Origin of the sequence: Streptomyces massasporeus (assembly GCF_014648995.1) — a bacterium.
In the GTDB taxonomy this organism is placed as follows: Bacteria; Actinomycetota; Actinomycetes; order Streptomycetales; family Streptomycetaceae; genus Streptomyces; species Streptomyces massasporeus.
In genome coordinates this window covers 88,199-111,948 of record NZ_BMSE01000020.1, presented here as the reverse complement: position 1 = coordinate 111,948, position 23,750 = coordinate 88,199, and the positions used below count along the sequence as shown (strand labels likewise).

Genomic DNA, 23,750 nt, shown 5'->3' with positions numbered 1-23,750 from the left:
ACTCCCGCCGGTGCCGCGCCCGCGGTTCAGGCGGGGAGCTTGGCCCGGATGCGCCCGGCCGCGGCGGCCGGCCGTGCGGTGGCACGGACGGAGCGGCGCACCAGACCGGCGTCGCGGCGCACCCCGCGGGCGGCGTGCGTGCCACGCCAGACCACCGAGGGGCGGGCGCCGGTGTCGTCGGCCGCGATCAGCAGCCCGCCGAGCATGGACATGTTCTTGAAGAAGTGGATGCGCTGCTGTGCCCGCTCCTCGGGGTCCTCCGCCTCCCAGAACCGGTGCCCCGCCAGCGTCGTGGGCACCAGCGTGGCGGCGATGGCCAGCGCGGCCGGGCGCGGCACGCGCCCCGTGGCCAGCATCAGCCCCGCGACGACCTGTACGGCGCCGCTGAGCCGTACGACCTGCTCGGTGCGGTCCGGCAGTGCCGGGATGCGCTCGGTGACGGGTTGGACGACAGGCTCGGCGGCGTCGGCGACCTGTTTCGGGTCGCGGACGGAGTTCATGCCGCCCGCGAGGAACATCGAGGCCAGCATGGGGCGGCCGAGCACACGCAACAGACTCATGGCCCTCTCCAGGGAGTCGGTGGGTACAGCGATCGACGGGTTCCCCAGCCGGAGCCGAACCAGTCACCCCGGCCGGCGCCGCGCCCACGCCTCGTCGCGCAGCTCCCCGGACAGCAGGACGTCACGAGACGGCCGCCTGGGAAGGGTGGGCTGGGCGGTCGAGCAGAGCTCCGTCTTCCACCCGCAGGCCGCCGAGTGGCTACGCACCCACCGTCACTCCTCCGGAGCCACCGGAGCCGGAGCAGGCGATGCTGCCCGGAGAGGCGTTCTTCGCTCCGGTCGAGCACGTGTCCGTCGAGCGGGCCGCGGAACACATCTGCGCGGAGCCGTGCGGGGTCGCGGCGTGCGCTGAGCAGATGTGCTGTTTCGTCGGCAACTACCACAAACGTGAACACTCATGAGCTAGATGTTGAACAAGTGACACAAATAAACTCCTGGGTAAGTTGGCATGATTTGTCCCTATCAGGTGCACTAGAGAGGAAAGCATCCGCTTCAGTCAAGGAGATGGTGCAATGACTGCCACCGAAAAGGTCACCAGGGAACTGACGGGCATCCAGAGTGCCGACATCGAGGCCGCACTCGACCCGGCAGAAGCCGACGGCATCTACCGCGACAGCCGCGAGTGCGCCGCACTTGCCCTGTTCAAGGGCGGCTACGGTCTGCTTCTGTCGCCGCCCACCCCGCGCCCCAAGAAGGGCTAGTGAACCGACAGGAGTGATTCATGGAGCAGTCAGGCACTTCGTCCCTCTTGAAGGGCGCGGTGCAGGACCTCGCTTCCGGTGTGGTCTCCGCTCTTCGGAGCGGGGACCACGCTCGTGCGGCCGCCCTGGAGCGGGCCGACGGGGAAGCGGAGGGCCTCGCGCCGGCGGCCGTACGTGTGCTGGGAGCCGACGCGTTGCTGCCGAGCACCCTTTTGCACACCCCACCTCTGCCCGACGAACTCGCCGTATTCAGGAAGGCGGTGGAGGCCTACCCGCCCGGGGACGACGCCGCCCCCACCGTCCTGTGGAGCCACTGGGCCATGCGGCACACGCTGCGGCGGCACGATCCGGGGTACGTCGGCGGCCCGCGGCAGGAACCCGACGCCGCCTGGCTCGAGGGCGCTACCTGGCAAGTCCTGACACACCAGCTCGCGGTGCTGGCTGCCCTCGCCGTCCCGGGCGAGGACTGCGCGGTGGCCCGCGCGGCCCGGCACCGTCCGGTCGACGTCGCCCGGGGCTTCGTGCGCGCGGTGCGCCGCAGGGACTGGCGGCAGGCGGCCGGCGCCGGACGCTGGCTGACCCTGCTGGAGGGCGTACCGCAGACGCTGGGACTCGAGAACGGCCTGGACTTCGTGGAATTGATGGGCGGTCAGGACCCGCTCGTGGCTCTGCAGGTGAGTGCGGCACGGCTGACGCGGGCGGGAGCGTTCGCGTGAGGGACGCACGGGGGACACGGCAGGTGGCCGAGGACGCGCTGGCGTGGGTGTCGGCGCACCGCGCGCAGTTCGCGCTGGGCGAGGACGCGCTGGCCGCCGACGGACAGGTGAACCGCAGCTGGAAGCCGCTCGGAGAGCTGGCCCAGGTGTGCGCGACCGTGACCCGGCACACCGCGCCCCCGGATCCGCTCCACGCATGCGCGGCCGACCTGATGACCTTTGCGTGGCAGGAGACCGGCAGGGGCGAGCTGTTCATGCGCCTGCAGCGACTGGAGCCCTTCGCCACGTACCCCCTGGAGGTGTACGCCGCCATGGCCGCGGCGGGCCTGCGGCACCCCGGGTACGAGGCGGCCACCGCCATGGTGGCCCGCACTCGCAGCTGGCAGCTCACCGAGCAGGAGCCCACCCGGCGGCTCGGCGTCCTGAACGCGGAGGTGCGCAGCGGCGTCCGGGAACCCGAGGCGATGCCGCAGGCGCTGCAACGCACCTGGCTGGCCGGGCTGCCCGAGCCCTGGACCTTCGAGCAGTCGTCCGGCTACTCCCTCACCCACGTGGTCTTCCACCTCACCGACTGGGGACGCGCCGGGACCGAAAACGTGCCGCCGGACCTGGCCGACTACCTGGCCGACTGGCTGCCGCCCTGGCTCGACACCTGTCTGGACGCCGGGATGTGGGACCTCGGCTGCGAGCTGCTCGCCGTCGCGGCGAGTCTGCCCGTACTGCCCGAACCCACCGTCCTCCAGGAGGCCTGGACGCGCGTCGCAGGGGTACAGCACCCCTCCGGCGCGATTCCGGAGTCGGGGACCGGAGCCCATCACGACAGCGGCCCGGACTTCCTCTCCCACTACCACCCCACCCTCATGGCCGCCTTCGCGGCGACCCTGACCACCCGGCGTCTGGGCGACGAAGCCCGTGCAGTCACGCACCACCGGCCCGGCGGACAAGGAGTGCTGGGATGACGGACACCCGCCTGATCCACAAGGTCGGAGCCGACGCCCTGGAATGGCTGTGGGCCCACCGCGACGGATTCCAGCTGGAACCCGATGTCGACCCGGAGATCGGCTTCCTGGAGCGCTTCAAGCCCATCGGCGAACTGGCCATGATCTGCAAGGTGCTGTTCCGCGAGGGGGTCGCGGGGTCGCGCCAGGCGCAGTTGGCCAAACAACTCCTCGACCACGCCTGGCGCGAGACGCTGGACGGCGGCCGCATGCTCGTCCGGGGGCAGCTCACGGAGCCGATCTCCCCCATCCCCTTCGAGGTGTACCTGCCGTTCAAGGAACTCGGTTACAGCCAGCCGGAGGTGGAGCGGGCAGCCGTCCTGAACCACCGGCTGGACAGCTGGGCGGCATTCGAGGCGACCCCCACCCGGCGGCTCGGCCTGTCCGCGTTCCAGCGCCGATTCGGCCTCCCGCCGCGGCCGCCGGAGCCGGAACCGAGGGACACGACCTGGCTGGCGCGCACCCCCGAGCCCTGGACGGTGGAAGGGCACATCGCCTACGACGTCACGCACAACGTGTTCCACCTGACCGACTGGGGGGAGAGGCCGGACGGTCTGCCGCCCGCTACCGCCGACTACCTCGCGACCTGGCTGCCGGTCTGGATCGACGACTGGCTGGACCTGGAACGCTGGGACCTGCTCGGCGAACTGCTGGTGGTCGACGCCTGCCTGCCCCACCCCACCCTGGACGAACGGGCCTGGGAGGGCTTCGCCGCAGCACAGCAGCCCGACGGCGCGATGCCGGCCCTGCGGACGATGCCCGAGGGACCCCCCGACGAGGTGTTCGACATCGTCTACCACCCCACTCTGGTCGCCGCCTACGCCTCCGTGCTGGCCACATCCCGCTCCTTGTCCCTGCTGGCACAGGCCTCATGACGCCCCGTCGGCACACGCCTTGGCCGGGTGAACCGCTCGACGACGCCGAGACTCCGGCCCCGCGTGCCATGCCGGCGGACGAGTCGGCCGTACCCCGGGCGCCGACGGACGAGGGCCCGATGGCCTCGTGCGACACACCGGTCAGCCGGACACCTGCCCCCCATGACATCCCGTCGGACGAATCCCGTGAATCCCGGCACTTCCTCGCCACACTCACGGCCGCGGGGCCTGTCCCGCGCGTCCCGTCGCCGGAGGCGTCCCCGGACGACGGCCCGCTCCTCGAGCGGCTCGCTGACGCCGTCACCGCATCCGACGCCCCGGACGTGGTGTTCGCCCTCTCCCGGCACGGCCGCCGCGGCATCGTGAGCGGCGGCACCGCCCTGCCCCCGCCGCTTCCCCGCGAAAACCAGCGCTACGAGATCGGCTCGGCGACGAAGACGTTCACTGGTCTGCTGCTGGCGCGGCTCATCCGCAGCGGCCGGCTGTCCGGCGGTGAACCGGCCGCCGCCTTCCTGGCCGGGGGGAGGCCGTCAGGTGCGAACCCGGTGACGCTCGCCCACCTGATCACCCACACCTCCGGACTGCCCGCCCTGCCGGCCGGGTTCGTCCTCCGGGGCCTGCCCGCCTGGACCACCAACCCGTACGCCCGCTTCCCGGACGACCGGGTCGTCGACGCCTTCCTGCGTCACCGGCCGCGCCACCGCCCCGGTACCCGGTGGCGCTACTCCAACTACGGCGTCGCCGTACTCGGACACGCACTCGCCGCCGCCACCGGCACCCTCTGGGAGGACCTGCTCGCCGACCAGGTGCTGCACCCCCTCGGCCTGGACGGCACGACCCTGCACGCGGACGGCTCCGGTGTCGACGCCCTCGGGCACGGAAGGGACGGTGTGTCACTCGTGCCCGCCTTCGACGCCGGAGGCTTCCAGGCGGCGGGTGCCGTACGGGCCACGCCGCACGACCTGCTCACCTTCCTCGAGGCCCATCTGGACCCGACCGGCGTGTCACCGCCCCTGGCCCCCGCCCTGCGCGCGGTGCGCCGCCCCGTGCTGCGCAGGGGCCTGACGCACCGGCACGTGCACACCGTCGCCTGGTTTTGTCACCCCACCGACGGCGGACCGATGTACTTCCACAGCGGCGCGACGCTGGGCCAGCAGGCGTTCCTCGGCTTCCGCCCCGACACCGGCACGGCATTGGCCGCCGTCTGCACCCGCCGCTTCCGCGCCCACGACCCGTTCGTCGCCACCGCGTACGCGCTGCTGGCCGAGGCGTAGCCGGGCCCGTCCGGCGCCGACGGTACACGCCGTTCAGGCGCCGGACAGCCCTGACCGTTCGTCACACCCGCTGCCACAGGGCAGGGGTGGCGGTGGGCGACCAGGGGCCCTGGGCCTGATGGGTCTGCAGGCACTGGTAGCGCACACCCGCGTGCGTGACCGTGACCCCGGCCTCGTAGACGCGGCCCGGGGTCCATGTCTGCGCCGCGTTGCCCTGGGGCGCCGGGGACTGGGCGACGGCGGTCTTGAGCGTGAGACCGAAATCGCTGAGCAGCGCGTTGATCGGCTGGTAGAACGTGGTGCCGCCGGTCTTGCAGTCGCCGGAGCCGCCGGACGTCACGCCCTGAGCCTGGACGCCTGAGACGTACGGCCCGCCGGAGTCGCCCGGCTCGGCGCACACCGTCGTCCGGGTCAGTCCGTCCACCCTGCCCTCGGCGTAGCTGACGCTCGTGTCGTGCTGCTCCACCTTGCCGCAGTGCCACCCCGTGGTGGAGCCCGAGCGGCAGATCGCCGCCCCGACGAGCGCTTGGACCGAGCCGGTGATCGCCACCGGCTGTCCGCCCTCGCCCTTCACGTTGGGTGTGGCCTTCCACGGGTCGACGACGGCCACCCACGACATGTCCTTGCCGGGGAAGGTGGAGGCCTGGAACGTGCCCTGCGCCGCCTGGTTGTACCCGGTCGTCCTGGCGCCCGGCTTGCCGCAGTGGCCCGCAGAGGCGAAGCCCTCCTGCTCGCCCTTGGTGACGGAGAAGCCGATGGAGCAGCGGGCGGTGCCGTCGATGTAGTAGGCGTCGCCGCCGGTGAGATCCTCCAGCAGGCGCGGCCGGTTCGCCGTGACCTTCACGCTCACGCTCTTGGCGCCGAGACCGGCGGCCTTGACGAACGCGGCCGCGGCGGCCTTGTCCACGGTCTCCACCACCACCCGGTTCGCCGGGATGTCGACATACCACAGGGGCGCGTCGCTGGTGCTGACCCGGGCGGACGCCACGTCCAGTTTCCGCTTGACGGCCCGCAGGTCGCGCAGCGTCGTCTTCACGACGGTCGCCTTCGCGCCCTGGGCCTTGATGGCGGGCACGTCCGCGGCGTCGGTGGTCGCCACCATGAGTTCCTGCGACGTGGTGCCGCGCAGCCAGGCTCCCGCGAAGCGGACGCCCAGGGCGTTGCGCAGCCGACCCGCCCGTGTGCCCGCCTCCGCCTCGTTGACCAGCCGCCGGGACGCCTGGGCCGGGGTCAGCCCGAGGTCGCGCTCCAGGGCGCGCAGCACCGGAGCCGACGGCCGGTCGGCGCCGAGTGTCTGGGCGGCCGAGGGCAAAGGGCCGGCCGCGGGCGTCGGCTCGGCCGCCCAGGCGGCGGGGATCCCGGTGGCGACCAGCGCGCCGAGCGCGGTCAGCGCCACCCGGCGACCGGCCACGGCATGTCTGTGGACCATGCGATGCGTCTCCTTAGATCACAGCGTTCGATACGGATGTCGATACGGTGCAGCGACACAGGTTGAGCTGTGGGTACCGATCATGGTGAGCTCGAACAGGCCTTGCCGGAACGGCTCGGTGTGATGTCCCGGACCGTCCCGTTTCGCGCTTTGGTGCGGGGAACGGCGCCATGTGCAGTACGCGCGCCGACGCCTCACGCGGACTTCAGGCCGGGCGAACCCACCTCCGTGACGAAGGAGGCAGTCGTCGAGATGCCGCCGCCGGGCGTCGTGATGGCCGGGACCGTCCGGAAGTCGACCTGGGCGTTCTCGCGGTCCATCTCGACCCGGACGTAGCCGCGCCGGCCGTCGAAGTGCCTCATGTGGGGGTTGGCCTTCATGTACGTGTCCCATTCGCCCGGCTTCGCGGTGCCGTTCCCGCCACTGGCGATGGAGGTGCAGGTGAGCTCCGTGCCGACCGTCTTGGAGGCCGGGTCGTCGAAGTTCTCCTTGATGTCGAAGGCGTATCCGACGTGGACGTCCCCCGTGAGGACCATCCAGTTGTCGATCCCCGCGGCCTTCGCGCCCGCCATGACGCGGTCGCGGGAGGCGCGGTAGCCGTCCCACGCGTCCATGGAGACCCGCGCCGGTTCGGTCAGGTCGAACTTGCGCTGGGAGAAGCACACCTGCTGGGGCAGCACGTGCCACAGCGCGGTCGACTTCTGCCAGCCGTCCAGCAGCCAGCGCTCCTGATCGGCACCGGTGAGGGTACGGGCCGGATCGTCCGACTCGGGGCCCGGCGCGTGCGGCCGGTCGCCGAAGGCCTGGTCGGAGCGGTACTGGCGGGTGTCGAGGATGTCGAACTGGGCGAGCGAGCCCCAGGCCAGCCGCCGGTACAGCCGGGCGTCGGGCCCGTTCGGCAACTGCTCGGCGCGCAGTGGCTGGTTCTCCCAGTACGCCCGGTAGGCAGCGGCCCGCCGCACCAGGAACTCCTCCGGGGCGCTGCCCTTCTCGTCGTAGGCGCCCGCGTAGTTGTTCTCCGTCTCGTGGTCGTCCCAGGTGACGACGAACGGATGCCGGGCGTGCGCGGCCTGCAGGTCCGGGTCGCTCTTGTAGAGCGCGTAGCGCAGCCGGTAGTCCGCGAGCGTGGTCGCCTCGCGGTTGAACACGTCGGGCAGCTTGCGGTCGGTGTAGCGGCGGGCCCCGCCTGCGGAGTCCACGGCGTACTCGTACAGGTAGTCGCCGAGAAAGAGGACCACGTCGACGTCTTCCTGCGCCAGATGCCGGTGGGCGGTGTAGTAGCCGTCCTGGTAGGCCTGGCAGGCGACGGCGGCCAGTCGCAGGCGGTCCGTGTCACTGCCCTGGGCCGGTGCGGTGCGGGTGCGGCCAAGGGGACTGATCCAGGAGCCCACCCGGAACCGGTAGTAGTACTCGCTGTCCGACCTCAGGCCCTTGACGTCGACGTGGACGCTGTGGGCGTACTCGGGATGTGCCGTGGCGGTGCCCTGCTGCTCGACGACGACGAACCACTCGTCCAGGGCCACTTCCCAGGAGACGGCGACCCGCTCCTGGCCGAGGCCGCCGTCCTCCGCGAACGGCTGGGGCGCGAGCCGGGTCCACAGCAGCACCGAGTCGGACAGCGGGTCCCCGGAGGCGACGCCGAGGGTGAAAGGGTTGTCGGTGATCCGGGCCGCGGGGCGTTCACGGGTGGCGGTGGCGCCGCGCGCCGGCCGGTTGGTGCTGAAGGCGAGCATGGCGGCGGCCGCGGTGACGGTCAGGAAGCGACGGCGGGCGACATGCGGCGCCGCGCTGCGCAGTACGGCGTCCTGCGGGGAGAAGGCATGTTCGGAGGGTGGTCTTTGACGGCCCGTCAGCGCCATCTGATGTCCTCTCGTACGGGGCACGTGCGCCCCGGGCGGACGCGTGGGGACATCGCCGATGTGCGGAGCGCGGAGTTCGCATGCTAAGCAGACAAAATGTCTGAAACAGGCGCGACGTGCGAGGGGTTCACACCACAGGCGGTACACGGCCGGTTCGGGCGCGTGGTGGCGGGCAACGCAAACCGCCGCCGGCGTTCGCCGGCGGCGGAGGGGAAGAGGCGTGCTCAGTGGGCGTGTTGTTGTGCGGCGGCGCCGCTCGCGGCGGGCTCCCGGACCGGCAGGTGGTACACGTGGAAGGCCCGTCCGATGACCGGCTGGGCCACGTTGCGCACCCGCACGCCGCCGCTCGTCATGCCGTGCTCCGTGCCGGCGTGCGCGTGCCCGTGCACCGCGAGGTCGGCCCCGGCCGTGTCGATCGCCTCGGCCAGCAGATAGCTCCCCAGGAACGGGTAGATCTCCAGCGGCTCGCCCGCCAGGGTGTCGGCGACGGGGGAGTAGTGCGTCAGGGCGATCCGTGCGTCACAGCCCTCCTCGCCCAGCTGCTCCAGGGCGGCCCGCAGGCCGTCGGCGCACCGGCGCGAGTGACGGACGAACTCCTTCATCACCGGCTCGCCGAACTCCCCGGCGCAGCGGCCCACGAAGCCGCCGCCGAACCCCTTCGTCCCGGCGACGCCGATCCGCGCACCGCCGCTCTCGACGACCGTCGCCTGCCCTTCCAGGACGTGCGCCCCGGCGTCCCGGAGGATGGCCGTGACCTCGTCCGGCCGGTCGTCGTGATGGTCGTGGTTGCCGAGGACGGCGACGACGGGGACGGCGAGATCCTCGATCTCCCGGGCCACCACCCGCATCTCCTCGGGCGTGCCGTGCCGGGTGAGGTCCCCGGCCAGCAGCAGGAGGTCGGCGCACTCGGGCAGGGTCTCGAAGGCGGGGCGCAGCACGCCCTGGCTGTCGGGCCCCATGTGGATGTCTCCGACGGCTGCGATGCGGATCATGAGAGCTCCTCCGCGTGGTCGGGGGAGGACGCCTCGGTGACCACGAGGTCGCTGTGCACCGGAAACCCGGCGAGCTCCTCGTGGACCGTGCGCAGGATCTCGTCGCGGCAGGGCGCCGAGGGCACGGTGCCGGTGAGCAGCACCGTCCGGCCGCGGGCCTCGACGCGTACGCCCAGTTCACCGAGTTCACCGGAGGCGAGGCGGTCCTGGAGGTGGGCGATGCGGTAGTCCAGGTTCTCGGCCGGCGGTCCGCCGCCCGCGTCCTGTGAACCGTGGGTGCTCATGGGTGCTCCTTCAGATGACGTTCAGGCGCTCCAGGAGGAAGAAGAAGGCCGCCGGCATGGGCTCGTCCCCGCACTCGCGCCGCACCCGCTCCCAGTCGACCTTCTCCCGCAGGGCGCGGGCGATGGGCAGGGCCGCCCCGAAGTCGCAGTGGTGCTCGGAGAACGCGGCGGTCAGACTCCACAGCAGATCGGTCGGGGCCAGCACGGGCATGCGCACCGAGTCGACCGACAGCTCCTCCGCCCGCTCCAGCATGTCCGCGCCGACCGGCCGGTGCGCCAGCTCGAAGATGATGTCGACCGGCTGACCGAAACACGTGGCCTTGATCAGCCAGTCCTCCGGCGGTGTGTAGACCGTCAGCCCGGCTTCATGGAGCGTGGCGGCCACCGCCTCCGCGTCCTCGGGGCGGATCGCGAAATCGACGTCGTGCTGCAGGTTCTTCTCACCGCCGTGGGCGTACGCGGCCACACCGCCGGCCAGCGCGAACAGATGACCCTTGCGCTTGAGCAGGGCGCCGACCTGCTTGGCGGCCTCCAGAAGCGCCTGGTTGCGGTCCTGGGGCAGTTCCTGCAGCGGCTGGTCCGCCTGCGGGTCCTGTGGTGGCGCGGGCTCGTCCCCGTCCGGTGCCGTCCGGAGGTCGGGGACCCCCGGTCGCCGGACGAGCGTCGCGTCATCACCGTTCTGCGTCATGACCACTCCTTCGCCGAACCGGACGCTCCGCTCCCGTGCGGTGTCCGGACCCGAGACGGCCTGTTTGCCTGCATTGGGTACCCGGCGCGCCCGGCCCGACACGGACGGCTTCCGAAGAGCGCCGGGCCCGGTCCCAGGCCGGTGCTCGCCCGCCGCCGGACGCGGCGTCGGGCCCCTCCTCCCCGGGTGGCGGCTCCCGAACGCCCTCGCAAGGCTGCTACGGGCCGGACCGCCCGGCCGCGACGGCTCGCAGGGGTCCACCACGTGCTGCATGGGCGGCCCCACGACGGCGAGACCGCCTTCTGACACCCCGGCCGAACAAGACAAGCGCATACTCGACCAAAGGCGGAATATGGGGCAAAAGGCTGGGAAACCGGATGACGCCGCTGGACAACGCGCTTGTGGAGGTCGACATGAACCAGGAGACATCACGTTCGTCCGATCTTCCGCAGCCGCTGCGAGCGATGGCCTCGGGCCTGCGGCACCTGCCGGGTGCGGAGCAGGTGGGCAAGGTGGCCACGGACGCGCTGGACAGGATCGGCGCGGTCTCGCCGCGAGGCCGCCGGATGGCCGTCTACGCCGGCGCAGGGGTGCTCGGCGTGGCCGGAGTCGTGGAGTGGCCGGTGGCGGTGACCGGCGCGGCCGTGGCATGGCTGACCCGGCCGCGGCCCGGACAGCAGCACGACGGCGCGTCACCGAACGGCGGCACACACTCCGCCGGGGCCGGGGACCACCGCCCCGCCCGGACCCGCCGCGACGACGAGGACACCTCCGTGCACGGCCCGGGCGGCAGGCTCACCCCCTCCCACCACCATGAGGAGTCGGAACAACACGTCCACGAACAGCCCGCCAAGGTCGGCGACACCGCCACCGCCTCCGCGCTGAAGCAGGTCGCCGAGGCCACCGCGCACCACGGCGAGGAGCAGCCCCACGGGCACGCGCACGACAGCCGTCCCACGGGCTGAGTCGGGACGGCAGCAGATGCTCGCACTCTTCGACGTCACCCCGCTCGCCGGCGCCGTGGCCGGGGCGGCGGCGGGCGCCGCCCGCAGCGCCGCCCGGTCGGTGACGTCCGCCTACGACACCACGCGCCGCGTCCGCAACGTCGCGCGCAACGCCCTGACCGGCGGACAGCACTGGAAGGCCGGGCAGCGCCTCCACCTCGCTCTGCGGCACCCCGGGGGCGAGGCCGGGGCCCTCGCCCGCCAGGTCGCCGAGGAACTGGTCGAGCACCCGGACGTGCTCACGGCGTACTGGGACGGCGGACTGTCCCGCCTGGTTATCACCGTGGCCGAGGACGCCGCCACCGACCGCGTCACCGAGCGGGCCACCGAGCTCGCCACCCGTTTCGGCCTGGTCGAGGGCGCCGACCCCAACGTCCGGGACACCAGCCACCCCGGGGACCCCACCGAGGTGCGCGTCACCGCGGCGGCGATCCTGATGGACGCCGCGGGAACGGCCGGTGCCCTGGCCGGCCGGTCCCTGCGGCTGCCGCCCACCTCGCGGATCATCACCGCCACCGTCACGCTGCTGCGCGAGAACCCCCGCTTCCGGGCCCTGCTCCGGCAGCGGTTCGGCGCGTCCGGTATGGAACTCGTCCTCGCCGCGGCCAACGCCGCCGCCCACGGCATCGGCCAGACCCCGCTCGCCCTCGTGCTCGACGGCATCCTGCGCGGCAACCAGCTCACCGAAGCCGTGGCCAGGGCAGCGGCCTTCGAGACGCTGCACGACGACGTCTGCCACCACCGGCGCACCAGCCTGCCCTGCCCCGTGAACACCCGGCCGCCGCTCAAGGTGACCCCCGCCGCGGAGTACGCCTCCCACGCCAGCACCGGCAGCCTCGCCGGCGCCGCCGCCACCCTCCTCGTCACGCACAACGCGAGGGACGCGGCCGAAGCGGTCCTCGCCGGATCCCCGAAGGCGGCCCGCTACGGCCCCGCCGCCTTCGGCGCGACCCTCGGCACCTACCTCGCCCACGCCGGGATCCTCCTGCGCAATGGGGAGCGCCTGCGGCAACTGGAGATCGCCGACGCCCTGGTCCTGCACGCCGACGCCCTGCGCAGCCTGCGGCCCGGCGACACCGACGACGGCTTGCCCGACGACCCGGTCCACCCCTTCGCCGAGGCCGTGCTGGACGCCGCCCGCAGGGCCGGACTGCACGTCGTCATCGCGGGCGGCTCCGACCTGAAGGACATCACCCGCCTCGCCGACGAGGTCGCCCCGAGCGCCAAGCCGTTCGGAGACGTCGTACGGGCACTCCAGGACGAGGGACGCGTCGTCGTGACCGTCGCCCGCCTGAACGAGTCCGGCGACGGGCACGTCGCGGCCGGGCTGCCCGCCGGTGACGTGGCCATCGCCCTCGCCGACGGGCGGGCGGCCGTCTCCTGGGGCGTCGACGTGCTGGCACCGGGCGGCCTCGCCGACGTGTGGCGGCTGCTCACGGCCATCCCCGCGGCCCGGCGCGTCGGACGCCGCTCCCAGACCCTGGCCCGCGCCGGCGCGGCCCTGTCCGGGCTCCTCGTCGCCCGCGGCGGGCAGCCCCCGGGACGTCACCTCCTGTGGCCCCTCACCCGGCACGCGCCCGTCAACATCGCCGCCGCCAACGCCCTGATCACCGGCTGGCTCGAAGCCGTCCGGGTGGCCCGGGCGACCCCGCCGCCACCCCGGCTGCACATTCCCTGGCACGCCCTGGAACCCCACGAGGCACGCGACCGGCTCGGGCGCGCCGACCGCGACGGCGAGCCCCGCGGACTCGCCCTGCTCGCCGACCACTCCAAGCAGCAGGCCGCCCGCCTGACCCGGCACCCGGCCCTCGCCCCCGCCCGCTGGACGTGGCAGGCGGCCGGTGCCGTACGCCGCGAACTCGACGACCCGCTCACGCCCGTCCTCGCCACCGGCGCCGTCGCCTCCGCCCTGCTCGGTTCGGTCGTCGACGCCCTGCTCGTCGTCGGCGCCATGGACCTCAACGCGGTGACCGGCGGACTCCAGCGGCTGCGCGCCGAACAGGCCCTGGCCCGGCTCGCCGCCCGGCAGCAGCCCAAGGCCCGCAAGCAGAACGGCGGCACCCGCACGGTCACCGTCGACGCCGCCCGGCTGCGCCCCGGGGACGAGATCAGCCTCGGCGCCGGCGACGTCGTCCCCGCCGACGCCCGGCTGCTGGACGTCGACGGCCTGGAGGTCGACGAGTCGGCACTCACCGGCGAGTCCCTGCCGGTGACCAAGTCCGTCGACGCCACCCCCGGCCTGCCGGTGGCCCAGCGCACCTGCATGGTCTTCGAGGGCACCACCGTCGTGGCCGGACGGGCCACCGCCCTCGTCGTCGACACCGGCGACCAGACCGAGGCGGGCCGGGCCGTCACCCTCGCCGCCCGCACCCCGCCCCCCGCCGGCGTCCAGGCCCGGCTCCAGGAACTCACCCGCAAGGCCCTGCCGGTCACCTTCACCGGCGGCGCGGCCGTGACCGGGCTGTCCCTGCTGCGCGGCAGCCCCGTCCGGCGCGCCGTCAGCGGTGGTGTCGCGGTCGCCGTCGCCGCCGTCCCCGAGGGGCTGCCGCTCGTCGCCACCGTCGCGCAGATGGCGGCGGCCCGCCGGCTGTCCCGCCGCGGCGTCCTGGTCCGCACCCCGCGCACCCTGGAGGCGCTCGGCCGGGTCGACACCGTCTGCTTCGACAAGACCGGCACCCTCACCGAGAACAAGCTGCGCCTGGTCCGCGTCGCCACCGCAGACGGCACCGTCCTCGCCACGGACGACGAGCAGGCCGACCCGATCGTGCGGCTGGCCGCGCGCGCCTGCCCGCAGGAGGAGACGGGGCAGGGCCGCAGGGTCGCGCACGCCACCGACGAGGCCGTCCTCGACGTCGCCCCGCCCGACCAGGGCTGGGCCCCCACCGGCGAACTGCCCTTCGAGACCCGCCGCGGCTACGCCGCCGCGATCGGCCGGGACGGCGACCCCGACATGGGTGAACTCCTCGTCGTCAAGGGCGCCCCCGAGACGATCCTGCCCGCCTGCCGCGACCTTCCCGGCCACGCCTGGGACACCGCCCACGAGCTGGCCGGGCAGGGGCTGCGCCTCCTCGCCGTCGCCCGCCGCGCCTGCCGGGGCGACGACGCCGAGGCCGAACTCGACCTGCCGCTCGCGGACCTGGAGTTCTGCGGCTTCGTCGCCCTCGCCGACGTCCCGCGCGACACCTCGCACGCCCTGCTCGCGGAACTGCGCCGCTCCGGCATCCTGCCCGTCATGCTCACCGGCGACCACCCGGAGACCGCCCGCGCCATCGCCCTGCAACTGGGCTGGCCGGAGGAGACCGAGGCGGTGACCGGCGACGAGCTCGTCGCCATGGAACGCCGCGAACGCGTCCGGGTCCTGCGCGGAGCGGGCGTCATCGCCCGGGTCGCCCCCGAGCAGAAACTGCACGTCGTCGAGGCCCTGCAACAGGCCGGGCGGGTCGTGGCGATGGCCGGCGACGGTGCCAACGACGCCGCCGCCATCCGCGCCGCCGACGTCGGGGTCGGCGTCGAGTCCCGCGGCTCCGCCGCCGCCCGCAACGCCGCCGACCTGGTGCTCACCACCGGTGACCTGTCCGTCCTGGTGGACGCGGTCGCCGAGGGCCGTGCCCTGTGGCGCAGCGTCGCCGACGCGGTGAGCATCCTCATCGGCGGCAACGCAGGCGAGGTCGGCTTCAGTGTCCTCGGCACCCTGCTCGCCGGCGCCTCACCTCTGTCGACCCGTCAGCTGCTGCTGGTCAACCTGCTCACCGACATGTTCCCGGCCATGGCCGTGGCCGTCACACCGAGCAGCGACCCCTCGACCGCCGAGCACGCCGCGACCGGCCCGATGGGCCTCGATGTCCTGGGCGCGCCCCTGCTGCGTTCCATCCGCCGCCGCGGCATCACCACCTGCTTCGGCGCGGTCGCGGCGTACCTCATCGGGCGTCTCACCCCCGGCACCGAACGCCGGTCCACCACCATGGCCCTGTGCGGCGTGGTCGGCGCCCAGCTCGTCCAGACCCTTTCCGGACGTCGCCACAGCACCCTGGTGTGGGTCACGGCCCTCGGCTCCGCCGCGGTCCTCGCCGCCCTCGTCCAGACCCCCGGCGTCAGCCACTTCTTCGGCTGCACCCCGCTCGGCCCCGTCGCCTGGGCCGGCGTCGCCCTGGCCATCGCCCTGTCGGCCCTGGCCCCCCGCCTGGAGCGCCTAGGTGCCGTGCACGCCCTCTACGACGCCGCGGCGCAACTCGCCCTGCGCCTCAACGACCTGAGCTCGCAGGCCCGGCAGCTCTTCCGCAGCGGTATCGCCGCCCCCGTGGCGTAGCGGGCGGGCACAGCGGGAGGCCGCCACCCCATGCCGGGGTGGCGGCCTCCTCACACCTGGTCAGACCGTGCCGCGCCAGGCGCCCGTCTCCGCTCCGCGGGCCTCCATGAACTCCTTGAACCGTGCCAGATCACCGGAGACCTGCCGCTTCACGAACCCGAGCTTGTCGCCGACGGTCTCGGCCACTCCGCTGGGGTCGAAGTCCATCTGCAGCATGACCTTGGTCGTGTCGTCCTGGATGCGATGGAACGTCACCACACCGGCCTGCCGCGCCTCGCCGCCCACGGTGGTCCAGGCGACGCGCTCGTCCGGGACCTGCTCGGTGATCTCCGCGTCGAACTCCCGCGCCTGGCCGCCGATCTTCGTCACCCAGTGCGTGAGGGTGTCGGTGCGCTGCTCGATGCGCTCGACACCGTCCATGAACTGGGGGAAGGACTCGAACTGCGTCCACTGGTTGTACGCGGTGTGCACCGGCACGCGGACCTCGATGGATTCCTCTACCTGCGACAAGGCGAACCTCCGTCTCTTGTGTGTGAGCGACGGACGGGTACCGGATCTCGCGCCGCTCACTCATCGTCATCGCAACTTGTCTCACCAGGTGTCTTTTCCGCTGTTGCTGGTACCCGGCCCCGAACTACGGAACGGGAGGTGATCGCCATGACGGACACGCACCACACGGCCCCCGCCGCGCCCCGCTCGGGGAGCGCGCCGGCGGCCGGGGACGAGCCGGTGGGCGAGCTGGTGCAGCGGGCCACCGAGCAACTGACCGACCTGGTGCGCGGTGAGATGCGTCTCGCCCAGGCGGAGATGACCGAGAAGGGCAAGCGCTTCGGCAAAGGCGGCGGCCTGTTCGGCGGAGCCGGCGTACTCGGCTTCGTCACCCTCCAGGCCCTGGTCGCCACGGTGATCGCCGCCCTGGCCGTACCGCTGCCGGTGTGGGCGGCGGCGCTGATCGTCACGGGCGTACTGGCCCTCGCCACGGGCCTCACGGCGCTGGCCGGCCGCAAGCAGGTGCGCAGCGCCACCCCGCCCGCCCCGCAGCAAACCATCGACAGCGTGAAGGCCGACGTGGCCGAGATCAAGGAGAGTGCACAGCGATGACCCAGCCCCCGCACGACGAGCCGACCGCCCGCAGCCAGCAGGAGCTGCGCGAGCAGGTCGAGCACACCCGCCACGAACTCGGCGACACCGTCCAGGCACTGGCGGACCGGGCCGACGTCAAGACCCGCGCCCGTGAGAAGGCCGTCGCGGTCAGGGAGCAGGCCGGGGCCAAGGCCCAGGAATGGAGCGGGCAGGCCAGGGCCAAGGCAGCGCAGGTCGCCCACACCGTGGAGGAGAAGCTGCCCGAGCCGGTGAAGCAGAAGGGCGCCGTCGCCGCTCAGGGCGCGAAGGAGAAGGCCGCACAGGCCGAGCAGGTCTGGCAGGACAAGGCCCCGCAGCAGGTGCGCGACCACCGGGCCGCGCTGCTGGCGGGCGCGGGCGTCGTTCTCGTGGCCTGCCTGCTGATCCGCCGTCGCGGCAACCGCTGAGTGGTCTGCCTGCCGACCAGCCGTCGCGGCAACGGCTGAGCGACAGCGGCACCCGGGCCCCGTCACCGCACGCGGTGACGGGGCCCGGGCTTGCGTGACGGGTGTCCGGACGGCAAGGTCGGGTGCCGTGGCCACCTTGCTGATCGTCCATCACACGCCCTCGCCGAACTGCCAGGCGATGTTCGAAGCCGTCGTCTCCGGGGCGACGGACCCCGACATCGAGGACGTCCGGGTCGTCCGCGTGCCCGCGCTGTCCGCCACCGCCTCCGACGTCCTCGCCGCCGACGGCTTCCTTCTCGGCACACCCGCGAACCTCGGCTACATGTCCGGCGCCCTCAAGCACTTCTTCGACCAGGTCTACTACCCGTGCCTGGACGCGACCCGCGGCCGCCCCTTCGGCTACTGGGTGCACGGCGGCAACGACGTCACCGGCGCGGTGCGCGGGATCGAGTCGGTCACCACGGGCCTCGGCTGGCGCCGCACCGCAGAGGCCGTCACCGTGACCGGCGAGCCGGACAAGGGCGACCTCGAACGGTGCTGGGAACTGGGCGCGACCGTTGCCGCCGGACTCATGGGCTGACCCGGCCGACCGGGTCAGGTCTCTTCCAGTCGGCGCCGGTCCTGCTCGTCCCACGCCCGGGTGTCACGCGGCTGGGTGTACGGCTCGGCCTCCGGCGGATGCCCACCGGCGATGGCCCGCTGCCGCACCGTCTCCGCGTCGAACTCCAGACCCAGCAGGATCGCCAGATTGGTGATCCACAGCCAGATGAGGAAGACGATGACACCGGCCATGGTGCCGTAGGTCTTGTTGTACGAGGCGAAGTTGGCCACGTAGACCGCGAAACCGGCGGAGGCGACCATCCAGATCAGCAGGGCCAGGAAACTGCCCGGAGTGATCCAGCGGAACCCCTTCACCTTGGCGTTCGGCGCCGCCCAGTACAGGATCGCGATCATGCTCACGACCAACAGGACCAGGACGGGCCACTTGGCGATCGACCACACCGTCAACGCGGTGTCGCCGATGCCCAGCGCGTCTCCGGCCTGCTGCGCCAGCCCGCCCGAGAACACCACGATCAGCGCGCTGATGACGGCCATCACCAGCAGCACGACCGTGATACCCACCCTCATCGGCAGCAGCTTCCACACCGGCCGGCCCTCGGGCATGTCGTAGACGGCGTTGGCGGAGCGGATGAACGCCCCCACATAGCCGGACGCCGACCACACGGCCAGCACCAGACCGACGATCGCCATCAGCGAGCCGATGCCGGCGTTGCCCTGCAGCTGGTCGACGGCCCGGGTGATGATGTCGCCCGCCGAGCCGGGCACGAGCTCGCGGACGTTCTCGGTGACCTTGTCCGTGGTCGACCGGCCGGTGAGGCCCAGCATCGACACCAGCACGAGAAGCGCCGGGAACATCGCGAGCACGCCGTAGTACGTCAGCGCGGCCGCCCGGTCGGTCAGTTCGTCGTCCTTGAACTCCCGCAGGCTGCCCTTCAGTATTGCGCCCCACGACTTCCGGGGCATCTCGGCCGGCGAGTCCGGCGCCGCACGCTCCACCTCGGGGTCCGGTCCGGGCTCCTCGGAAGCGGGGGCGGGGGCGTCATGGCGGTCCGCCTCGGGAGACTCCCGGCGGTCCGCCTCGGGCCCGGAGCCCGGGCTCTGCGGAGGCGGGGCCTCGGCCTCGTCGTGCTCTTTACGTCCCGGAATATGCAGCTTCACCATGTGAGCCGGGTAACCCCAGGCCGGGCCCTTAAGCCGCGCTCGTTCGAGCCGGAGTCCTCTGCTGCTCCGAAAGTGGTTGAGGGAGCGCTCCCACGCCCTGCACGATGCAGTCATGACCACATCGCCCGCCATCCGTCCGTACCGCCCCGAAGACCGTCCCGCCCTCGACGACATCTGCATCCGCACCGCGCACCACGGCGAGGACAGCCGCCCCCACTACGCCGACCCGGGCATCTTCCCGGTGACCTTCGCCGCGCCGTACGTGAATCTGGAGCCGGACCTGGCCTTCGTAGTGGACGACGGGCAGGGGCGGGCGGTCGGCTACATCCTCGGCGCGGCCGACACCCCGCGCTTCGCCGAGGCCTTCCGTGTGACATGGCTGCCGCTGGTCGCCGACCGCTACCCGGAGCCTCCCCGGCCGCCGCGCACCCCGGACGAGGCGATCGCGGGCCTGCTGCACCACCCCGAACGGATGGTGCTTCCCGAACTGGCCGGTCACCCCGCGCATCTGCACATCGACCTGCTGCCCGACTGGCAGGGCCGCGGTCACGGACGCCGCCTGATGCGGACGCTCCTGGGGGCCCTCCAGGGCAGGGGAGTGCCGGCCGTCCACCTCTCCATGGCCACCGCCAACACCCGGGCCAGGGCCTTCTACGACCGCATGGGCTTCGCGGAGATCCACGTCCCCGAGCCGGGCGGGGCCACCTATCTCGGACGCACCACGAAGGAACTCGACCGGCTCTGACCGATACGGAAGTGGCGCGATTCGAACATTGCCGACCCGTGTCATCGAATGCAGTCTGGACGGTGGGAGCGCTCCCACATCGAAACATGATCGAAAGCGCGACTCTGAAGCGCGTCACACCCCCACACCCGAAAGCGAGAGATCATGAAGTGTCATGGTCATGGCGCACATCCCCCCATGCTCAGGTCCCGTCTGACACTCGCCCTGAGCGTCCTGGTCGCCGCACTGCTCAGCCTGATCCCCTGGAGCGGCACCGCCGTCGCCCACGGCTCGGTCGTCGACCCGGCTTCCCGCAACTACGGCTGCTGGCTGCGCTGGGGGAGTGACTTCCAGAACCCCGAGATGGCGCGGCTCGACCCCATGTGCTGGCAGGCTTGGCAGGACAACCCCAACGCCATGTGGAACTGGAACGGCCTGTACCGCAACGGCTCCGGCGGGAACTTCCCCGCAGCCGTTCCCGACGGCCGGCTGTGCAGCGGCGGCCGGACCGAGGGCGGCCGGTACAACTCCCTCGACGCGGTCGGCGCCTGGAAGACCACGGACGTCACCGGCGACTTCACGGTGAAGCTCCACGACCAGGCCAGTCACGGCGCCGACTACTTCCTGGTCTACGTCACGCGGCAGGGCTTCGACCCCACCACCCGGCCGCTGACCTGGAACGACCTCCAGCTCGTCAAGCGCACCGGCAGGTACGCGCCCAGCCAGAACTACGAGATCCCCGTGAGCACTTCGGGACTCAGTGGCCGGCACGTCGTCTACACGATCTGGCAGGCCTCGCACATGGACCAGACCTACTTCCTGTGCAGTGACGTGAACTTCCGCTGACCTGCGCCTCCCCGCCGGACGGCACCGTCCGGCGGGGCTCGGGCCGGTGCGTCCTTCATGAGAGTTCTCCGAAAGTTTTCGAGCTTAGTGAACGCACCGGTGCTCCCGTACGTATGGGGCGAGGGGATTTTCATGCCCGGCACGCCACAAGCGCAGGAGAGCACCCTTGGGACGCAACACGCGAAGACGCCCTACCGGCCCACGACGCGCGACCTTCGCCGCATTCGCACTGATCCTGGGCGGAGGCGGCCTGATGGCCGCGAACGTCTACGCCTCCGCCACGGACGGAGGTTCGGGCGGCGACTCCGCCGAGACACGGTCCGGCACGGGGGTTCGGACCGCGGGCGCGACGATCGACTGCCCGGACGTCGGCAGCAAGCTGACCTCGGTCCCCGAACAGGCGCGAGGGGAGGTCGACAAGGAACTCGCCCTCCTCGACGAGCAGATAGCCAAGGCCTATCAGCGGCTGAGCGAATCGGCCCAGCAGGTGCAGCAGGACCCCGGCTTCGCCGACAACGCGGTCGTGAACCCGTTGAAGGAGAAGCGGGCCGCGACCCTCGAGCGCATCGCGATCGCCATCGAGCGCGTCGGGGACCGCCCCGAAGGACTCGATGCCCTCGCCGCCTGCACCGTCGAGGACGGCAACGAGGCCCCCGCGCAGGGCGAAGGCCAGGACGGCGGTGACGGCCAGCCCGCCGAGGAGCAGGGCCAGGCCGGTCAGGAGCAGGGGAACGGCCAGGGGCAGGGTGCCAACGGCGGGCAGGCGGGCAACGGCCCCGTCGCCGCCGACTTCGCGGACATCAAGAGCGTCCAGCCCAACGTGAACGACAAGGCCGGTGCGTCCGGCGGTTCCTTCGCCACGAGTTGCGGTGTGAACGAGAACGGCCTGTTCAACTCCGACAACATCATCGCCGCCCCGGGCGTCACCAACGGCGCCCACCACTTCCACGACTACGTCGGCAACCAGTCCAACAACGCCTTCGCCAGCGACCAGGACCTCGCGAAGGCCGAGACCAGCTGCGACGACCAGGGCGACAAGTCGTCCTACTACTGGCCCGTCGTGCGCCTGCAGAACGGTGCCCAGGAGCAGGACGCCCAGAAGCCGGGCGGCGGCATCGAGGGCAACGCCGGCGAGATCGTCACGCCGAAGCAGGTCACGCTGACGTTCGTCGGCAACCCGCGCGAGAAGGTCACGGCCATGCCGCGGCTGCTGCGCATCATCACCGGCGACGCCAAGTCGTTCGTGAACGGCCCGGCCAACGCCAACGCCTCGTGGAGCTGCACCGGTTTCGAGGACCGGCAGCTGAAGGACAAGTACCCGCTGTGCCCGCAGGGCAGCGACGTCGTACGGACCTTCAAGTTCCAGAGCTGCTGGGACGGCCGCAACATCGACAGCGCCAACCACCGCACCCACGTGGCGTTCGCGGACGCCGCCGGGAACTGCCCGTCCGGCTTCCGCCCCATCCCGCAGCTGGTCCAGCGCATCGTCTACGACATCGATGCGCCGAGCCTGCAGGACGGCGGCCGTACGACACCGCTCTTCGCGGTCGACTCCTTCCCGGAGCAGTTGCACAAGCCGGTCACGGACCACGGCGACTTCATCAACATCTTCGACGAGGATCTGATGGGGGAGATGGTCGACTGCATCAACGACGGCCGTAAGTGCGGAGCCGGAGCGGACGGCGGACAGAACCCGGCACCGGGCGAGGAGCCCCAGGAGGAGCCGACCAAGACGCCGGAGGCCCCGCAGGAGGAGCCGACCAAGACGCCCGAGGCTCCTCAGGAGGAGCCGACGAAGGCGCCGGAGGCCCCGCAGGAGGAGCCGACCAAGACGCCTGACGCCCCGCAGAACGGGAACGGCGGCGGCAAGCCCGGTGACCAGGGCGACGACGGCGACGACGGCAAGGGTGGGGCCGCGAAGCCCCCGGCGGACGAACCGGACCCCGAGCCGGAGCCCGGCGACGCGTCCACGGCTCCCGGTGGCGCCCAGCCTGAGGTGAAGGCGACGGCCTCCGCCGACGGCAACGCCGCCGAGCAGGGCGGCGGTTCGAAGAACGGCGACGACGAGGACACCGATGGCCTCGGCGGCTCCCAGGCCGTCGGCCAGGCGACGAGTGCCGCCCCGGCCCCGTCGGTCCCGTCCCGGACGGAGCCGCAGGCGGTCGGCGGAGGCGGCCTGGCCGACACCGGCGCCCAGCTCTGGCCGGCCGCGGCGGGTGCCGTCCTGGTCATCGCGGGCTTCGTCGTCCTCCGCCGGGTGAGGCGCAGCCACATGTGAGGCGGCTGGACATCACGCCCCGGCGTGAGGCGGTGACGGCGGCGGGATCCCACCGGATCCCGCCGCCGTTCCGCGTGTCCGGCCAGGGGCGCACACCGGCACCCTTCGACCGCCGCCGAACCGGCCACCCCCTAGCGTGGGCCCCATGAACCTCACCTGGAACGGCACACGCGGCGGAGGGGCGGCGTGACGCCGTGGGAAATGGCCGCCGTGCTCGCCGCCGGCACGGGCGCCGGGGCCGTCAACGCCGTCGTCGGCTCGGGGACGCTGATCACCTTTCCGGTCCTGCTCGCCACCGGCATGCCCCCGGTCACGGCCACGGTGTCCAACGGCCTGGGCCTGGTCCCCGGTTCCATCACCGCGGCCATCGGCTACCGCGAGGAACTGCGAGGCCAGCGGCGGCGCGTCCTGCTGCTCGGCATCGGCGCCGTGCTGGGCGGCCTCGCGGGCGCCGTCCTGCTGCTGACCCTGCCCGCGTCGGCGTTCGAACGGATCGTGCCGGTCCTGGTGGGCCTCGCCCTCGTCCTGGTCGCGTGCCAGCCCTGGATCGCGAAGAGGGTGCGCCGCCGTCGCGAGACGGGGAGCAGCCCCGTGCGCCGCGACGGCGGACCCCTGCTGTTCACCGGGCTGACGCTGGCCAGCGTCTACGGCGGCTACTTCTCCGCCGCGCAGGGCATCATCTACGTCTCCCTGATGGGCATGCTGCTCGATGAGACGCTGCAGCGGCTCAACGCCGTGAAGAACGTGCTGGCCGCCGTCGTCAACACCGTCGCAGCCGTGCTGTTCCTGTTCTTCGCCCACTTCGACTGGACGGCCGTCCTGCTCATCGCCGCCGGATCAGCGCTCGGCGGCCTCATCGGAGCCAGAACGGGACGCCGTTTCAGCCCGGCCGTGCTGCGGACCCTGATCGTGTCGGTCGGCACGGTCGCCCTTGTCCACCTGGTGCTGCGCTGACCCCTGGGCCC

General features: G+C 72.5%; 23 protein-coding genes. 14 read left to right on the top strand and 9 right to left on the bottom strand.

What is annotated here, in order from left to right; all coding sequences use genetic code 11:
- Window positions 1–26: 26 nt before the first annotated feature.
- Complete coding sequence (locus IE153_RS33200; protein ID WP_189593438.1) at window positions 27–560, bottom strand: DoxX family protein; 534 nt, start codon at window positions 558–560, stop codon at window positions 27–29.
- 63 nt (window positions 561–623) lie between these two features.
- Window positions 624–767, bottom strand: coding sequence for a hypothetical protein (locus tag IE153_RS33195; protein WP_189593437.1), 144 nt, complete (start codon window positions 765–767; stop codon window positions 624–626).
- Window positions 768–1,072: 305 nt separating this feature from the next.
- On the opposite strand from IE153_RS33195, the gene IE153_RS33190 reads away from it, so the two are divergent.
- Genes IE153_RS33190 through IE153_RS33170 form a run of 5 tightly spaced genes read left to right on the top strand, consistent with a single transcriptional unit; the run spans window position 1,073 to window position 5,124 of the window.
- Complete coding sequence (locus IE153_RS33190) at window positions 1,073–1,261, top strand: hypothetical protein (protein ID WP_189593436.1); 189 nt, start codon at window positions 1,073–1,075, stop codon at window positions 1,259–1,261.
- 20 nt (window positions 1,262–1,281) lie between these two features.
- Window positions 1,282–1,977 carry a hypothetical protein gene (locus IE153_RS33185; protein ID WP_189593435.1) on the top strand — a complete coding sequence of 232 codons (696 nt, stop codon included), beginning with the start codon at window positions 1,282–1,284 and terminating at the stop codon, window positions 1,975–1,977.
- A complete protein-coding gene (locus IE153_RS33180; protein WP_189593434.1) occupies window positions 1,974–2,936 on the top strand; it encodes a DUF6895 family protein in 963 nt (320 codons plus the stop codon). The genes IE153_RS33185 and IE153_RS33180 overlap by 4 nt, the downstream gene beginning before the upstream one ends.
- Entirely contained in the window at window positions 2,933–3,850 is a 918-nt protein-coding gene (locus tag IE153_RS33175) for a DUF6895 family protein (RefSeq protein ID WP_189593433.1), read from the top strand. Before IE153_RS33180 ends, IE153_RS33175 begins: the two co-directional genes overlap by 4 nt.
- Window positions 3,847–5,124, top strand: a complete 1,278-nt coding sequence (locus IE153_RS33170) for a serine hydrolase domain-containing protein (protein ID WP_229829291.1) — start codon at window positions 3,847–3,849, stop codon at window positions 5,122–5,124. Before IE153_RS33175 ends, IE153_RS33170 begins: the two co-directional genes overlap by 4 nt.
- A 61-nt stretch (window positions 5,125–5,185) precedes the next feature.
- Here the strand turns inward: IE153_RS33170 and IE153_RS33165 are convergent, their stop codons facing one another.
- The 5 genes from IE153_RS33165 to IE153_RS33145 all read right to left on the bottom strand — a co-directional run bounded on the left by IE153_RS33165 (window position 5,186) and on the right by IE153_RS33145 (window position 10,376).
- A complete protein-coding gene (locus IE153_RS33165; RefSeq protein ID WP_189593432.1) occupies window positions 5,186–6,553 on the bottom strand; it encodes a carbohydrate-binding protein in 1,368 nt (455 codons plus the stop codon).
- Window positions 6,554–6,747: 194 nt separating this feature from the next.
- Window positions 6,748–8,412: an alkaline phosphatase D family protein gene (locus IE153_RS33160; protein WP_189593431.1), complete on the bottom strand. Its 1,665-nt coding sequence runs from the start codon at window positions 8,410–8,412 to the stop codon at window positions 6,748–6,750.
- A gap of 224 nt (window positions 8,413–8,636) precedes the next feature.
- Complete coding sequence (locus tag IE153_RS33155; RefSeq protein WP_189593430.1) at window positions 8,637–9,404, bottom strand: metallophosphoesterase family protein; 768 nt, start codon at window positions 9,402–9,404, stop codon at window positions 8,637–8,639.
- A complete protein-coding gene (locus tag IE153_RS33150; RefSeq protein WP_142166158.1) occupies window positions 9,401–9,688 on the bottom strand; it encodes a BON domain-containing protein in 288 nt (95 codons plus the stop codon). Before IE153_RS33150 ends, IE153_RS33155 begins: the two co-directional genes overlap by 4 nt.
- 10 nt (window positions 9,689–9,698) lie before the next feature.
- Complete coding sequence (locus tag IE153_RS33145; RefSeq protein ID WP_189593429.1) at window positions 9,699–10,376, bottom strand: nucleotidyltransferase family protein; 678 nt, start codon at window positions 10,374–10,376, stop codon at window positions 9,699–9,701.
- A gap of 413 nt (window positions 10,377–10,789) precedes the next feature.
- Here IE153_RS33145 and IE153_RS33140 point away from each other — a divergent pair, with 413 nt between their 5' ends.
- Both IE153_RS33140 and IE153_RS33135 read left to right on the top strand, forming a co-directional pair.
- On the top strand, window positions 10,790–11,341 hold the full coding sequence (locus IE153_RS33140) for a hypothetical protein (protein WP_189593428.1): 552 nt from the start codon (window positions 10,790–10,792) through the stop codon (window positions 11,339–11,341).
- 16 nt (window positions 11,342–11,357) lie between these two features.
- Complete coding sequence (locus tag IE153_RS33135; protein ID WP_189593427.1) at window positions 11,358–15,686, top strand: cation-translocating P-type ATPase; 4,329 nt, start codon at window positions 11,358–11,360, stop codon at window positions 15,684–15,686.
- Window positions 15,687–15,746: 60 nt separating this feature from the next.
- Here the strand turns inward: IE153_RS33135 and IE153_RS33130 are convergent, their stop codons facing one another.
- A complete protein-coding gene (locus tag IE153_RS33130; protein WP_189593426.1) occupies window positions 15,747–16,196 on the bottom strand; it encodes an SRPBCC family protein in 450 nt (149 codons plus the stop codon).
- A 147-nt stretch (window positions 16,197–16,343) separates the two neighbouring features.
- On the opposite strand from IE153_RS33130, the gene IE153_RS33125 reads away from it, so the two are divergent.
- The 3 genes from IE153_RS33125 (at window position 16,344) to IE153_RS33115 (ending at window position 17,795) form a co-directional block, all read left to right on the top strand.
- Window positions 16,344–16,787: a phage holin family protein gene (locus tag IE153_RS33125; protein ID WP_189593425.1), complete on the top strand. Its 444-nt coding sequence runs from the start codon at window positions 16,344–16,346 to the stop codon at window positions 16,785–16,787.
- Window positions 16,784–17,215: a DUF3618 domain-containing protein gene (locus IE153_RS33120; RefSeq protein ID WP_189593424.1), complete on the top strand. Its 432-nt coding sequence runs from the start codon at window positions 16,784–16,786 to the stop codon at window positions 17,213–17,215. The genes IE153_RS33125 and IE153_RS33120 overlap by 4 nt, the downstream gene beginning before the upstream one ends.
- Window positions 17,216–17,342: 127 nt before the next feature.
- The gene (locus IE153_RS33115) at window positions 17,343–17,795 is read left to right on the top strand and encodes a flavodoxin family protein (RefSeq protein WP_097214661.1); all 453 of its coding nucleotides are present in this window, start codon (window positions 17,343–17,345) and stop codon (window positions 17,793–17,795) included.
- 14 nt (window positions 17,796–17,809) lie between these two features.
- Here IE153_RS33115 and IE153_RS33110 read toward each other — a convergent pair whose 3' ends face one another.
- Window positions 17,810–18,937: a YihY/virulence factor BrkB family protein gene (locus tag IE153_RS33110; protein WP_189593423.1), complete on the bottom strand. Its 1,128-nt coding sequence runs from the start codon at window positions 18,935–18,937 to the stop codon at window positions 17,810–17,812.
- Between the two features lie 112 nt (window positions 18,938–19,049).
- Here IE153_RS33110 and IE153_RS33105 point away from each other — a divergent pair, with 112 nt between their 5' ends.
- The 4 genes from IE153_RS33105 to IE153_RS33090 all read left to right on the top strand — a co-directional run bounded on the left by IE153_RS33105 (window position 19,050) and on the right by IE153_RS33090 (window position 23,739).
- The gene (locus IE153_RS33105; RefSeq protein WP_189593422.1) at window positions 19,050–19,682 is read left to right on the top strand and encodes a GNAT family N-acetyltransferase; all 633 of its coding nucleotides are present in this window, start codon (window positions 19,050–19,052) and stop codon (window positions 19,680–19,682) included.
- 144 nt (window positions 19,683–19,826) lie between these two features.
- A complete protein-coding gene (locus IE153_RS33100) occupies window positions 19,827–20,507 on the top strand; it encodes a lytic polysaccharide monooxygenase auxiliary activity family 9 protein (protein WP_189593421.1) in 681 nt (226 codons plus the stop codon).
- A gap of 253 nt (window positions 20,508–20,760) precedes the next feature.
- Window positions 20,761–22,785 carry a DUF1996 domain-containing protein gene (locus IE153_RS33095; protein ID WP_189593420.1) on the top strand — a complete coding sequence of 675 codons (2,025 nt, stop codon included), beginning with the start codon at window positions 20,761–20,763 and terminating at the stop codon, window positions 22,783–22,785.
- A gap of 186 nt (window positions 22,786–22,971) precedes the next feature.
- Window positions 22,972–23,739 carry a sulfite exporter TauE/SafE family protein gene (locus tag IE153_RS33090; RefSeq protein ID WP_189593419.1) on the top strand — a complete coding sequence of 256 codons (768 nt, stop codon included), beginning with the start codon at window positions 22,972–22,974 and terminating at the stop codon, window positions 23,737–23,739.
- Window positions 23,740–23,750 lie beyond the last annotated feature (11 nt).